This window comes from Streptomyces sp. NPDC002742, from assembly GCF_042888885.1.
GTDB lineage: Bacteria > Actinomycetota > Actinomycetes > Streptomycetales > Streptomycetaceae > Streptomyces.
In genome coordinates this window covers 118,701-131,410 of the sequence record NZ_JBIAQF010000004.1, presented here as the reverse complement: position 1 = coordinate 131,410, position 12,710 = coordinate 118,701, and the positions used below count along the sequence as shown (strand labels likewise).

The window sequence follows — 12,710 nt, the reverse complement described above, 5'->3', positions numbered from 1 at the left end:
GTCGTCACCTCCTGGGAACTCATCGGGATCCGGGGTTACTTGACGCCGAGACCGGCGTCGTCGACCGGGCTCTCGCCCGCGGCCTTGAGGACCTTGTTCAGGAGAGTGAGGTCATAGATGCCGGTCAGGTTCGGCTTGTCCAGGAGACCGGCCTTCACCGCGTGGTCCGCCTCGGTGTGCAGCGTGGAGGCCAGCGGGTCGTTGGTGATCTGGATGGACTTCCAGGCCGGGTCGAGGACCTCGGCCTTCAACGCCTTGCCCGAGTCGGCCTCCAGCTGCTTGTTCGCCGCGGCCTTCGCGTCGTCCGGGTTGGCGTTGATCCACTTGTTGGTCTCGACGGAGCCCTTCAGGACCGCCTCGACGACCTTCGGGTGCTCCTTGAGGAACTTCTGCGACACGATGATGTTCGTGATCACGAACTTCTTGTCGGGCCACAGGTCCGACTCGTCGAGCAGTACCTTGGCGCCCTCGGCGACCAGCTTGGACGCGGTCGGCTCCGGCACCCACGCGCCGTCGATGGAGCCGGACTTGTAGGCGTCCGGAGTGATCTTGTTGTCGGTGCGGACGACCGAGACGTCGCCCTTGCCGCTCTGCGGGTCGACCTTGTAGCCCTGCTCCGCGGCCCAGTTGAGGAACGCGACGTCCTGCGTGTTGCCGAGCTGCGGCGTCGCGATCTTCTTGCCCTTGACGTCCTTCAGGGACTTGATCTTCTTGGGGTTCACCACGAGCTTGACGCCGCCCGCGGCCGAACCGCCGATGATCCGCAGGTTCTTGCCCTCGGACTTCGTGAAGCCGTTGATCGACGGCGAGGGGCCGATCCAGCCGATGTCGATGGAGCCCGAGTTGAGCGCCTCGATCTCGGAGGGCCCGGCGTTGAAGATCTGGTACTTCGCGGCGGTGGCGCCGAGCTCCTTCTGGAAGAAGCCCTTCTGGTTGCCGACCAGCGCGGTGGCGTGCGTCAGGTTGCCGAAGTAGCCGATCTTCACGGAGTCGAGACCGTCGATCTTCTTCGACCCGGCGGCGACCTTCGACTTGGTGTCGTCCTTCGCGTCGGAGCCGTAGCTGCAGGCGGCGAGCGCCAGCAGGGGGAGAGCGGTGGCGAGGACTATGCCGCGGGTCAGCAGCGTGGAGCGCGTGGAGCGGATGGCAGGCACGGGAGGGTTTCCTCTCGGTGGCCCGGCGGTCACGCCTTTCTCAGGTCGTGGCCGGGAAGTCGGCAGGTCTTCGGACGCTCAGGCTGTGGGGGGACGGGGCGCGCAGGCAGTGCGCGTACGTCATCGCGCACATCGCCCGACCCCGCCCTGCCCGCTGCCGAGGGCGCCGCTGCCGACGCGGCCGCCCTCCTTCGCGAACGTGGAGTAGATGTCGATGGGATTCATGTCAGAAGTCCCAGCCGTCGTCGTCGGACTCGTCCTTGACCGGCTGCGGCGCGGCGAAGGACTCGCCGACCATGCCCGCGGTCAGCGTGGTGCCGTCGGCCGGGTCGATCAGGATGAACGCGCCGGTGCGCCGGGAGTCGGCGTACGCGTCGAGCGGGAGCGGCTCGGCGGTGCGGATCTTGACCCGGCCGATGTCGTTGGCGACCAGCCGGCCCGGGTGCGGGTGCAGCGAGAGGTCGTCCAGCGTCAGCCGGGACGGGATGTCCTTGACGATCGCCTTCACCGTGCGGGTGCCGTGCTTGAGCAGCACCCGGTGGCCGACGGTGAGCGGTTCGTCGGCCACGTGGCAGACGGTCGCCTCGACGTCCTGCGTGGTCGGCGGCGCGTCCTTGCTCGGCACGAGCAGATCACCGCGCGAGACGTCGATGTCGTCCTCCAGCAGGAGGGTCACCGACTGCGGCGTCCACGCGATGTCGACCGGCTTGCCCAGCAGGTCGATCCCGGCGACCTTCGTGGTGCGCCCGGACGGCAGCACCGTGATGCTCTCGCCGACGCGGAAGGTACCGGCCGCGATCTGACCGGCGTACCCCCGGTAGTCCGGGTGCTCGGCGGTCTGCGGGCGGATCACGTACTGCACGGGCAGCCGCGCGTGGCAGTGCGCCAGGTCGTGGCTGACCGGCACCGTCTCCAGGTGCTCCAGGACCGTCGGGCCGCCGTACCAGTCCATGTTCGCGGAGGCGTCGACCACGTTGTCACCGGCGAGCGCGGAGATCGGGATGGCGGTGATCTCCGGGACGCCCAGTTCGGAGGCGTACGCCGTGAACTCCTCGGCGATCGCCGCGAAGACGGACTCCTTGTACTCGACCAGGTCCATCTTGTTGACGGCGAGTACCACGTGCGGGACGCGCAGCAGGGCGGCGACGGCGGCGTGCCGGCGGGTCTGCTCGATGACACCGTTGCGGGCGTCGACGAGCACGACGGCCAGGTCGGCGGTGGAGGCGCCGGTGACCATGTTGCGCGTGTACTGAACGTGGCCCGGGGTGTCGGCGAGGATGAACCGGCGGCGCGCGGTCGCGAAGTAGCGGTAGGCGACGTCGATGGTGATGCCCTGCTCGCGCTCGGCGCGCAGACCGTCGGTGAGCAGCGCGAGGTCCGGGGTGTCCTGCCCGCGGCCGGCCGAGGCGCGCTCTACGGCCTCCAGCTGGTCCGTGAGGATCGACTTGGAGTCGTGCAGCAGTCGTCCGACGAGCGTGGACTTGCCGTCGTCGACGGAACCCGCGGTCGCGAAACGCAGCAGGGTGGTCGCCGACAGCTGTTCGACCGACAGGGGCTCGGTGGGTTCGGTGGTGCTGGTCATGTCTAGAAGTACCCCTCGCGCTTGCGGTCTTCCATCGCGGCCTCGGACATCTTGTCGTCGGCGCGGGTGGCGCCGCGCTCGGTGAGCCGGGAGGCGGCGATCTCGGTGATGACGGCGTCCAGCGTGGTCGCGTCGGAGTCGACGGCGCCGGTGCAGGACATGTCACCCACGGTCCGGTAGCGGACGAGCCGCTTCTCGACCGTCTCGCCGTCCTTCGGGCCGCCCCACTCACCGGCGGTCAGCCACATGTTCGACCGCTGGAAGACCTCACGCTCGTGCGCGAAGTAGATGTCGGGGAGTTCGATGCCCTCGCGGGCGATGTACTGCCACACGTCCAGCTCGGTCCAGTTCGACAGCGGGAACACGCGGACGTGCTCGCCGGGCGCGTGGCGGCCGTTGTAGAGCTGCCACAGCTCGGGCCGCTGGCGGCGCGGGTCCCACTGCGAGAACTCGTCCCGCAGCGAGAACACCCGCTCCTTGGCGCGGGCCTTCTCCTCGTCACGGCGTCCGCCGCCGAAGACCGCGTCGAAGCGCTCGGACTGGATCTTCTCGGTCAGCGGCAGGGTCTGCAGCGGGTTGCGCGTCCCGTCGGGACGCTCGCGCAGCACACCGCGGTCGATGTAGTCCTGCACGGAGGCCACGTGCAGCCGCAGGCCGTGCCGCTCCACCGTCCGGTCGCGGTAGTCGAGCACCTCGGGGAAGTTGTGCCCGGTGTCGACGTGCAGCAGCGTGAAGGGCACCGCGGCGGGCGCGAACGCCTTCAGCGCGAGGTGCAGCATGACGATGGAGTCCTTGCCGCCGGAGAACAGGATCACCGGCCGCTCGAACTCACCCGCCACCTCGCGGAAGATGTGGACGGCCTCGGACTCCAGGGCGTCCAGGTGCGACAGCGCGTACGGGGTGCTCTCCGTCTCCTCGGAGACACTGGCGACGGTCGTCATGCGAGACCCCTCTCGGTGAGCAGCGCATGCAGCGCCGCAGCGGACTCCTGCACGGTCTGGGTGTGCGACTCGATGCGCAGATCGGGCGACTCGGGAGCCTCGTACGGATCGTCGACACCGGTCAGCCCCGAGATCTCGCCCGCGGCCTGCTTGGCGTACAGCCCCTTCACATCGCGTACGGAGCACACCTCGACCGGGGTCGCCACGTGCACCTCCAGGTAGGGGGTGCCCCCGGCCTGGTGGCGCCCGCGCACGGCCTCGCGGCTGTCCGCGTAGGGCGCGATCACCGGGACGAGCGCCTTGACGCCGTTGCGGGCGAGCAGTTCGGCGAGGAAGCCGACACGCTGCACGTTGGTGTGCCGGTCGGCGCGGCTGAAGCCGAGGCCCGCCGAGAGGAACTCGCGGATCTCGTCGCCGTCGAGGACCTCGACACGGTGGCCCTCCTCGCGCAGCCGGCCGGCCAGTTCGTACGCGATGGTGGTCTTGCCGGCACTCGGCAGACCCGTGAGCCAGACGGTGGCTCCGGTCGTCACTTGCTGCTCCTGGGAAATCGTGGGGTCCGCGGCGGGCGCGGTCGTCGTGGTCGTCATCCGTGCAGCCCGCACTCGGTCTTCGAGCGGCCCGCCCAGCGGCCGGCGCGCGCGTCCTCGCCCTCCAGCACCCGGCGGGTGCAGGGCGCGCAGCCGACGGAGGCGTAACCGTCCGTCAGCAGCGGGTTGGTGAGGACCCCGTGCTCCGCGACGTACGCGTCCACGTCGTCCTGCGTCCAGCGGGCGATCGGCGAGATCTTGACCTTCCGCCGCTTCTCGTCCCAGCCGACGACCGGGGTGTTCGCCCGGGTCGGGGACTCGTCGCGGCGCAGCCCGGTCGCCCAGGCGTCGTACGCGGTCAGGCCCTCTTCGAGCGGCTTGACCTTGCGCAGGGCGCAGCACAGGTCCGGGTCGCGGTCGTGCAGCCTCGGCCCGTGCTCGGCGTCCTGCTCGGCCACGGTCCGCCGCGGGGTGAGGGTGATGACGTTGACGTCCATCACCGCCTCGACCGCGTCCCGGGTGCCGATGGTCTCCGGGAAGTGGTAGCCGGTGTCGAGGAACACCACGTCCACGCCGGACTTGGCGCGCGAGGCGAGATGCGCGACGACCGCGTCCTCCATGGAGGAGGTCACGCAGAACCTCGTGCCGAACGTGTCGACCGCCCAGCGCAGGATCTCCAGCGCGGAGGCGTCCTCCAGGTCGCGCCCCGCCCGCTCGGCCAGGGTCTTCAAGTCCTCGCCCGTACGCTCTTCCTGAATGGCCGTCATATCTCCGCCCCTCCACGGTCTTCCTGCCGAACGCCCCGGGACAGCAGCCCGAGGAACTTCAGCTGGAAGGCTCGGTTGCACGCCGCGCATTCCCACGCGCCGTGACCTTCTTCGCTGGGTCGCAGGTCTTCGTCTCCGCAGTACGGGCAGTAGAACGGCGCGGCACGCTCGCTCACGACAGCGCCTCCTCGGAGGCACGCGCGGCCCAGGCGGCGAAGCGCTCGCCGTCCTCGCGCTCCGCCTGGAAACGCTTGAGGACACGCTCGATGTAGTCGGGCAGCTCGTCCGAAGTGACCTTCAGACCACGGACCTTGCGGCCGAATCCGGCTTCGAGCCCGAGCGCGCCGCCCAGGTGCACCTGGTATCCCTCGACCTGCTCGCCGTTCTCGTCGAGGACCAACTGGCCCTTGAGACCGATGTCCGCGACCTGGATACGGGCGCAGGCGTTCGGGCAGCCGTTGATGTTGATGGTGAGGGGCTCTTCGAACTCGGGGATGCGGCGCTCGAGTTCGTCGATCAGGGAAGCGCCGCGCGCCTTGGTCTCGACGATCGCGAGCTTGCAGTACTCGATGCCGGTGCAGGCCATCGTGCCGCGCCGGAAGGTGGAGGGCCTGGCGGTCAGGTCGAGCGCCTCCAGGCCCTCGACGAGCGAGTCGATCCGGGTCTCGTCCACGTCGAGCACGATCATCTTCTGCTCGACGGTGGTGCGCAGCCGGCCCGAGCCGTGCGCCTCGGCCAGCTCGGCGATCTTCGTCAGGGTGGCGCCGTCGATGCGGCCGACGCGCGGGGCGAAGCCGACGTAGTACCGGCCGTCCTGCTGCCGGTGCACCCCGACGTGGTCGCGCCAGCGGGCGACCGGCTGGTCGGGGGCCGGGCCGTCGACCAGCTTGCGCTTCAGGTACTCGTCCTCCAGGACCTGGCGGAACTTCTCCACACCCCAGTCGGCGACCAGGAACTTCAGACGGGCGCGGGTGCGCAGCCGCCGGTAGCCGTAGTCGCGGAAGATCGAGAGGACGCCGATGTGGACGTCCGCGACCTCGTCGAGCGGGACCCAGGCGCCGAGGCGCTGGCCGATCTTCGGGTTGGTGGAGAGGCCGCCGCCGACCCAGAGGTCGAAACCGGGGCCGTGCTCCGGGTGGTTCACACCGACGAAGGCGACGTCGTTGATCTCGTGCGCCACGTCGAGCAGCGGCGAGCCGGAGATCGCGGTCTTGAACTTGCGGGGCAGGTTGGAGAAGTCCTTGTTGCCGACGACCCGGCGGTGGATCTCCTCGATGGCCGGGGTGCCGTCGATGATCTCGTCCTCGGCGATGCCGGCGACGGGCGAGCCGAGGATGACGCGGGGCGTGTCACCGCAGGCCTCGGTCGTGGACAGGCCGACGGCCTCCAGGCGGTCCCAGATCTCCGGGACGTCCTCGATGCGGATCCAGTGGTACTGGACGTTCTGACGGTCCGTGAGGTCGGCGGTGCCGCGCGCGAACTCCTGCGAGATCTCGCCGATCACGCGCAGCTGCTCGGTGGTCAGCCGGCCGCCGTCGATCCGGACGCGCAGCATGAAGAACTTGTCGTCCAGCTCCTCCGGCTCCAGGATCGCGGTCTTGCCGCCGTCGATCCCGGGCTTGCGCTGGGTGTAGAGACCCCACCAGCGCATCCGGCCGCGCAGGTCGTTGGGGTCGATCGAGTCGAAGCCCCGCTTGGAGTAGACCGTCTCAATGCGTGTCCGCACATTGAGACCGTCGTCGTCCTTCTTGAACTGCTCGTTGCCGTTGAGCGGGGTGAAGTGACCTACGGCCCACTGACCCTCGCCGCGGTGACGGCTCACCTTGCGGCGGGGCGCGGCGGCGGGATTCTCGGGGGTGGCGGCCATGGTTGATACGTCCTTCGAGACTGCGGGACAGGTCTGACTGCGGCTCTGACCTGCGCATACGGGTGCATACGGAAGAATGGGCGCAGCACTGCGCAAGGGTCCCAAAAAGGGAGGGAGTCGGGCGCTGCTGGTCTGGTCAGCTCGCCGGACAGATGGCGCTGGACATGCGGCCGAGGTCGACGTGCCGCCGACTCACCAAGGCAATTCCAGTTCCAGACATGACGGAAGCGTGTCACGGGGATCTCCGGGCAGTCCACCGTCGTCCATCATGTGGACACCCTTGTCCCGTATCGCGAGACAAGAGTGTTGTCGATCACGCGATCGGGCCTCCCGCGGCGCCAAACCGAGGGTCCGGGGGCCGCGGTCCGAAGCGGGTCAGACGGTGTACGCCCCCGGCCACGGGCCGGGCGTGGCGACCTCCGACTCCTCCTCGACCTTGGTGTCGAAAAGCTTGAAGCCGCGGCGCAGATAGTTGCCCATGGCGTGCTCCCCGTCCTTGCTGCAGGTGTGCAGCCAGACGCGCTTCGTCTCGGCCAGCCCCGGCCAGCGCCCGGCCAGGTCCCAGGCCCGCTCGACACCGTACGAGAGGAGGTGTCCCCCGATCCGGCGCCCGCGGAACGCGGGGACGAGCCCGAAGTAGACGATCTCCACGACCCCGTCGTCCTGCGCGCCGAGCTCCACATAGCCCGCGGGCGTCCCCCGGTCGTAGGCGACCCAGGTTTCCGTGCCCGGCTGCGCCAGGACCTCCTGCCACTGCGCGTACGTCCACGCGAGCCGGTCCGTCCAGCGGATGTCCCCGCCGACCGAGGCGTACAGGAAGCGGCTGAACTCGGGCGAGGGGACCTCGGCGCGGACGATCCGCAGATCCCCGTCGGGCGCGCTCGCGGGGAGCAGGTCGGTCGGGGCCGTCTGCTCCAGGGACCAGGTGGTCACACTGACGTTGCTCATGACCGCCAGGGAATCACGGGGGCGGGCGCCGTTCCAAAAGTGTCCGCGGGCCGGGCCGCTGTCCGAGGGGAACCGTGGACCGGGCCCCGGTCCGGGCGTGTCCGCGGGCCCGGACAGGAGACGCGGGCTTGTCCGCGGGCCGGGCCCGGACAGGGGCGACGGGCGTGTCCGCGGGCCGGGCCGCTGTAGGAGCGGGGCCGCGGTTCGGGTGGCTATCCCAGCGAGCCGTCGACCGACGACAGCGGCACCGCGTAGAGCACCCGCCGGTCCGCGGCGTCGGTGAGCGTCCACAGTTCGCCGGTCCGCTGCCAGTAGGAGAGCGACCCCGAGCCGAGGCTCCAGCAGGCGTGCGACTGGTCCGCGGTGCACGTGGCCGCCTGGGCGCCGTGTCCGCTCTGCCGCCACAGGGAGCCGTGCCGGGTGCCGCTGTCGGCCGGCCGGCCGATGTACCACTGGGCCTCGCGCTCGCCGTCGGACCGGTGAGAGAGGGCGCCGGAGACCCCGGAACCCTTCGTCGTGTAGGCCTCGACCGCGTCCACGTGTCCCTGGACGTCGGCGAGCAGCCCCGTCCGGTACGCGGCGGTGCTGAACGCGTACCGCCAGACGCGGGTCCGCTCGGGGCGGTGGCCCGCGGCCTCCGTCGCGACCAGGCTGTGCGGGGTGGTCGTACGGTCGAGGGAGAGGGATCCGAAACAGGGGACGGCGTTGTCACGGCCGCGCGTACACGCGCCGCCCTCCGGGTCGTACGAGCCGATGGCGGGGAGAACGTACTGGTAGCCCGCGGCCGAGTAGCCGTGGCCCACCCGGCCCACGGCGCCGCTGTCCACGTCGGCCCGCAGCAGCCGGTGCAGGTCGAAGACGAGCAGGCCCTGGCCGTGCTCCGCGGTGACGATCAGCTTGTCCTGGTACCAGACCATGCCGCCGAGACCCGAGTGGACGGCCGTGAAGTCCTTGCCGCCGGCGCGCGGGGCGACCAGCAGGACCCAGCGGTAGCTGAGGGCGTCCGGGTCGGTCGCGTCGACGACGGCGACCTTGGCGAGGCCCTCTTCCCGGGTCGGCGCGGCCGCCTGCCCGTCGTGGTGCGTCCAGCCGGCCAGGATCACCTCGCGCGTGCCCCACAGGCCGTCGTCGACCGCGTCACCGGACGTGGTCACGGAACGCGGCTGCCACTGCCCGGTCCGCGCGTCGGCGCCGTCCCAGCAGTACGCGCGCGTGGCCGTCGGCTCGACGGGCAGCGAGGCCCGCTCGTCCTCCGTGCAGTCGGCGGTGTTCCGCATCGAACGGTCGGCGTCGCGCAGGACCCCTTCGACGCCCACGTTGCCGCCCATGTTCCCGCTGAGCGTGTCGAGCGCGTCCCGGGACGCGAGGTTCTCGTGGAGTCGCAGCGGCTGCGCGGCGGCGGGGGAACGGAGCGCGGTGAGCCCGCCCGGCGTGTTGGCACCGGTCGCCTGCGAGGTGCTGATCAGGGTGGCGGCCGCGGTGAGCGCGAGCGCGGTTCCGGCCAGGGTGGCGCGCAGCGCCTGTCCCCTCCTGCGACGGCGGTGCCTGCCGCGCTGCTTCATGCGTCCTCCCGAGTAGGCCAACTGCCTCCCCCGCCGAGGGCGTTGACGGAGAGACGGGTGGGGTGGCCTGTGAAGGGGATGCTACGGCAGAGACCTCCCGGCCAGGACAAAGACCGCGGAAGACGCTCACGAAATACGCTCGCTTCCCCCCTTCCCGCGTTCAGGAGGGCGCCGGTTCGGCCGATGCGCGCGCTCCGAGCACCGCGGGCGCCGTCGAGTGCGGCAGCAGGTCCCGGGGGTCGCCGGGCAGCAGCACCTCGACCCCCACCTCCTCGCGGAAGCGGTACGGCCGGTGGTCGAGGAGCCCGATGAGCCGACGGCGTACGCGGGACAGCTCGGCGCGGACCGTGACCGTGCGGGTCGGGTCGCCGAACAGGTCGACCGCGAGCTGGGCGGCGCTGCGCCCCTGCCGGTGCACGGCGAGGACGTAGAGCAGTTCCGCGTGGCGCGGGCTCAGAACCTGGGTCCAGCTGCCCGCCGTGCCGGAGACGGTGACGTACGGCCGCCGGGGGTCGCCGAGGTCGAGGACCACCCGGCCGGCGCTCCCCGCGTCGCCGGCACCGATGAGGCGCAGCAGCCAGCCGCCGGGCATCGGCTCGGCGACACACATCCCGAGTGAGGGCAGCCAGCTTCGGCCCGCGCCGAAGGTGTCGGGCAGCGGCACCCGGTCCACCGGCGGCATACCGGTGACGGCGGCGAGCCAGCCGTGGGTGTCCACCACCAGCGCCGGGCCGTCCAGCCGGCACAGCAGGGGAGCGGCCACCGCGCGCAGCCGCTCGATGGCTGTCAGATGCGTGGCGCGCAGTTCACTTTCGGCCAGTCTGGACACCGAGTCGACCAGGGCGAGCGTCGCGGGGTGAAAGGTGCTGTCCGGGCCGCTCACGTCGATGATCCCGAGCAGCCGTCCGTCCCGCGGGTCGTGGACGGGCGCGGCGGCGCACGTCCAGTCGTGCAGGGTGCGCACGAAGTGCTCGGCGGAGTGCACCTGGACCGGGGTGCCCGCCGACAGGGCGGTTCCGATGGCGTTGGTGCCGGTGGTGTCCTCGCTCCAGGAGGCGCCCTCCTCCAGGCAGATGGCGTCCGCCCGGCGGAGCACCCCCGGGTTGCCCTCGCGCCACAGCACCCGGCCCTCCGGGTCGGTGACCACCATGATCTGCAGGGAGGCGTCCGCGACCGCCCCGAGTCCGCCGTGCAGGGTCGGCATCACCTCGGCGAGCGCGGTGGAGGTCCGGCGGTGTTCGAGTTCGTCCGCCGCTAACAGGACACTGCCCGTTCCCTGTTCGGGATTGACGCCGAAACGTTTCGCTCTCTGCCAGGACCGCCCGATCACCGGACGCGGGGCGATCGGGCCGCGTTCCCCCTTGACGGACGCGGCCCAGGTCTCCTTGAGGTGCCCGGCCGTCTCGGACGCGTCCGACGGGGCGGAACGGGCGGGGTTGAACGATGTGATCTTCACAGGGCACTCCCGAAACCAGGACCTCGTACGGGCCGCGACACCGCGTCATCCCACATCGTGCCTGCTCTCGGCCGGGTCCGCCGGGCCTTCGCGCAAGGTACACAAAGGAATGCAACGGTCTGCAACTCTCGCCAACGGTCACGAGGTTCCTCGAAACTGACAGCGATGCCGCCTGTGCGGTGTCCGAGCTCCTGAACGGGGCCGGCGAGGGGGTGGTGCCGTGTCGGCGCAGCACCACCCCCGCGTCAGCGCCTCCGTCAGGACACCGGCCGGGCCCGCTCCACCACCGTGGCCAGATCCAGACTGTGCGGCAGCGTCCCGAAGGCCGTCCCCCAGTCACCGCCCAGGCGTGAGGCGCAGAACGCGTCGGCGACCTCCGGGGGCGCGTACCGGACGAGCAGCGAACCCTGGAGCACCAGCGCGATCCGCTCGACCAGACGGCGCGCACGGGCCTCGATGCCGTCCAGGTCGGCGAGTTCGGTCAGCAGGTTCTTGATGGCCCCGTCCAGCCGGTGGTCGGCGCCCCGGGCCCGTCCCACCTCCCGCAGATACGCGTCCAGGGCCCCCGGCTCCCGCTGGAGCGCGCGCAGGACGTCCAGCGCCTGCACATTGCCGGCGCCCTCCCAGACGGAGTTGAGCGGCGACTCCCGCAGCAGCCGCGGCATGCCCGACTCCTCGACGTAGCCGTTGCCGCCCAGGCACTCCAGCGCCTCCACCGCGACCGGCGTACACCGCTTGGTCACCCAGTACTTGGCGGCCGGCACCGCGAGCCGCAGGAACGCCCGCTCCTGCTCGCTGCCGTCGTCGTACGCCGCGGCCAGCCGCATCGCCAGGGTCGTCGCCGCCTCCGACTCCAGCGCCAGATCGGCGAGCACGTTGCGCATCAGCGGCTTGTCGAGAAGCCGGCCGCCGAACGCCTCGCGGTAGGTGCTGTGGTGGATCGCCTGCGCGACGGCCTGCCGCATCAGCGAGGCCGAACCGAGCGCGCAGTCCAGCCGGGTCGCCGCGACCATCTCGATGATGGTCCGCACCCCGCGGCCCTCGTCGCCCACCCGGCGCGCCCAGGTCCCGTCGAACTCGACCTCGCTCGACGCGTTGGACCGGTTGCCGAGCTTGTCCTTGAGCCGCTGGATCCGGAAGGCGTTACGGGTGCCGTCCTCCAGCACGCGCGGCACCAGGAAGCAGGACAGGCCGCCAGGGGCCTGCGCCAGCACGAGGAAACCGTCCGACATCGGCGCCGAGCAGAACCATTTGTGCCCGGTCAGCACGTACGTGCCGTCCTCGGCGAGCGGCCGGGCCTCGGTCGTGTTGGCGCGTACGTCGCTGCCGCCCTGCTTCTCCGTCATGCCCATACCGAAGAGCGCGCCGGCCTTCTGGGACGCGGGCCGCAGTTCCTGGTCGTAGACCGTGGACGTCAGCCGCGGCTCCCACTCGGCGGCGAGCGCCGGGTCGGTGCGCAGCGCGGGCACGGCGGCGTGGGTCATCGACAGCGGGCAGCCGTTGCCCGCCTCGGCCTGCGTCCAGATCACGAAACCCGCCGCGCGCCGGAGGTGTCCGCCGGGACGGCTCCAGGCAGAGGTCAGCCCGGCCGACACGCCCTTGCCGAGGAGACGGTGCCAGGACGGGTGGAAGTCGACCTCGTCGATCCGGTTGCCGTAGCGGTCGTGGGTGCGCAGCTTCGGCGGATTCTCGTTGGCCAGCGCACCCCACTCCTGAACCTGGGCGGAACCGGTCGTCCGGCCGAGTGCCGACAGTTCCTCGCGCGCCTCATCGAGGAGCTCTGGATCGAGATGCCGGTCGACCGCCTCGACGAGGGCCCGGTCGGCGGCGAATACGTCATATCCGACCAGGGGCGGAGCCTGGTTGGTCACAGTGTGGGTGCTGGCTGCCATACCGCTACCGT

Annotated in this window: 12 protein-coding genes; all 12 read right to left on the bottom strand. The window is 71.0% G+C overall.

All coding sequences use genetic code 11. The features are described 5' to 3' along the window. Nucleotides 1-35: 35 nt before the first annotated feature. The 12 genes from ACFYW8_RS08050 to ACFYW8_RS07995 all read right to left on the bottom strand — a co-directional run bounded on the left by ACFYW8_RS08050 (nt 36) and on the right by ACFYW8_RS07995 (nt 12,699). Entirely contained in the window at nt 36-1,145 is a 1,110-nt protein-coding gene (locus ACFYW8_RS08050; protein WP_389069612.1) for an aliphatic sulfonate ABC transporter substrate-binding protein, read from the bottom strand. A 235-nt stretch (nt 1,146-1,380) separates the two neighbouring features. Then, on the bottom strand, nt 1,381-2,736 hold the full coding sequence (locus tag ACFYW8_RS08045; protein ID WP_389069074.1) for a sulfate adenylyltransferase subunit 1: 1,356 nt from the start codon (nt 2,734-2,736) through the stop codon (nt 1,381-1,383). Nucleotides 2,737-2,738: 2 nt separating this feature from the next. Further along, entirely contained in the window at nt 2,739-3,677 is a 939-nt protein-coding gene (cysD, locus tag ACFYW8_RS08040) for a sulfate adenylyltransferase subunit CysD (protein ID WP_365868615.1), read from the bottom strand. Next, nucleotides 3,674-4,210, bottom strand: coding sequence for an adenylyl-sulfate kinase (gene cysC / locus ACFYW8_RS08035; protein ID WP_389069070.1), 537 nt, complete (start codon nt 4,208-4,210; stop codon nt 3,674-3,676). The genes cysD and cysC overlap by 4 nt, the downstream gene beginning before the upstream one ends. A gap of 53 nt (nt 4,211-4,263) precedes the next feature. Then, a complete protein-coding gene (locus ACFYW8_RS08030) occupies nt 4,264-4,974 on the bottom strand; it encodes a phosphoadenylyl-sulfate reductase (protein ID WP_389069068.1) in 711 nt (236 codons plus the stop codon). Next, nucleotides 4,971-5,150 carry a hypothetical protein gene (locus ACFYW8_RS08025; RefSeq protein WP_328552809.1) on the bottom strand — a complete coding sequence of 60 codons (180 nt, stop codon included), beginning with the start codon at nt 5,148-5,150 and terminating at the stop codon, nt 4,971-4,973. The genes ACFYW8_RS08030 and ACFYW8_RS08025 overlap by 4 nt, the downstream gene beginning before the upstream one ends. Then, the gene (locus ACFYW8_RS08020) at nt 5,147-6,841 is read right to left on the bottom strand and encodes a nitrite/sulfite reductase (protein ID WP_389069066.1); all 1,695 of its coding nucleotides are present in this window, start codon (nt 6,839-6,841) and stop codon (nt 5,147-5,149) included. Before ACFYW8_RS08020 ends, ACFYW8_RS08025 begins: the two co-directional genes overlap by 4 nt. Nucleotides 6,842-6,977: 136 nt before the next feature. Further along, on the bottom strand, nt 6,978-7,061 hold the full coding sequence (locus tag ACFYW8_RS08015; protein WP_309486338.1) for a putative leader peptide: 84 nt from the start codon (nt 7,059-7,061) through the stop codon (nt 6,978-6,980). Between the two features lie 155 nt (nt 7,062-7,216). Next, nucleotides 7,217-7,789: a GNAT family N-acetyltransferase gene (locus ACFYW8_RS08010; protein WP_389069064.1), complete on the bottom strand. Its 573-nt coding sequence runs from the start codon at nt 7,787-7,789 to the stop codon at nt 7,217-7,219. A 212-nt stretch (nt 7,790-8,001) separates the two neighbouring features. Further along, complete coding sequence (locus ACFYW8_RS08005; protein ID WP_389069060.1) at nt 8,002-9,351, bottom strand: hypothetical protein; 1,350 nt, start codon at nt 9,349-9,351, stop codon at nt 8,002-8,004. Nucleotides 9,352-9,511: 160 nt separating this feature from the next. Next, on the bottom strand, nt 9,512-10,807 hold the full coding sequence (locus tag ACFYW8_RS08000) for a GAF domain-containing protein (RefSeq protein ID WP_389069058.1): 1,296 nt from the start codon (nt 10,805-10,807) through the stop codon (nt 9,512-9,514). A gap of 257 nt (nt 10,808-11,064) precedes the next feature. Further along, a complete protein-coding gene (locus ACFYW8_RS07995; RefSeq protein WP_389069055.1) occupies nt 11,065-12,699 on the bottom strand; it encodes an acyl-CoA dehydrogenase family protein in 1,635 nt (544 codons plus the stop codon). Nucleotides 12,700-12,710: the final 11 nt, after the last annotated feature.

Excerpts from the sequence above, each read along its gene's own strand:
- ACFYW8_RS08045 (WP_389069074.1), bottom strand. The coding sequence starts at position 2,736 with ATGACCAGCACCACCGAACCCACCGAGCCCCTGTCGGTCGAACAGCTG.
- cysD (WP_365868615.1), bottom strand. The coding sequence starts at position 3,677 with ATGACGACCGTCGCCAGTGTCTCCGAGGAGACGGAGAGCACCCCGTAC.
- ACFYW8_RS08030 (WP_389069068.1), bottom strand. The coding sequence starts at position 4,974 with ATGACGGCCATTCAGGAAGAGCGTACGGGCGAGGACTTGAAGACCCTG.
- ACFYW8_RS08020 (WP_389069066.1), bottom strand. The coding sequence starts at position 6,841 with ATGGCCGCCACCCCCGAGAATCCCGCCGCCGCGCCCCGCCGCAAGGTG.
- ACFYW8_RS08015 (WP_309486338.1), bottom strand. The coding sequence starts at position 7,061 with ATGTCTGGAACTGGAATTGCCTTGGTGAGTCGGCGGCACGTCGACCTC.
- ACFYW8_RS08010 (WP_389069064.1), bottom strand. The coding sequence starts at position 7,789 with ATGAGCAACGTCAGTGTGACCACCTGGTCCCTGGAGCAGACGGCCCCG.
- ACFYW8_RS08005 (WP_389069060.1), bottom strand. The coding sequence starts at position 9,351 with ATGAAGCAGCGCGGCAGGCACCGCCGTCGCAGGAGGGGACAGGCGCTG.
- ACFYW8_RS07995 (WP_389069055.1), bottom strand. The coding sequence starts at position 12,699 with ATGGCAGCCAGCACCCACACTGTGACCAACCAGGCTCCGCCCCTGGTC.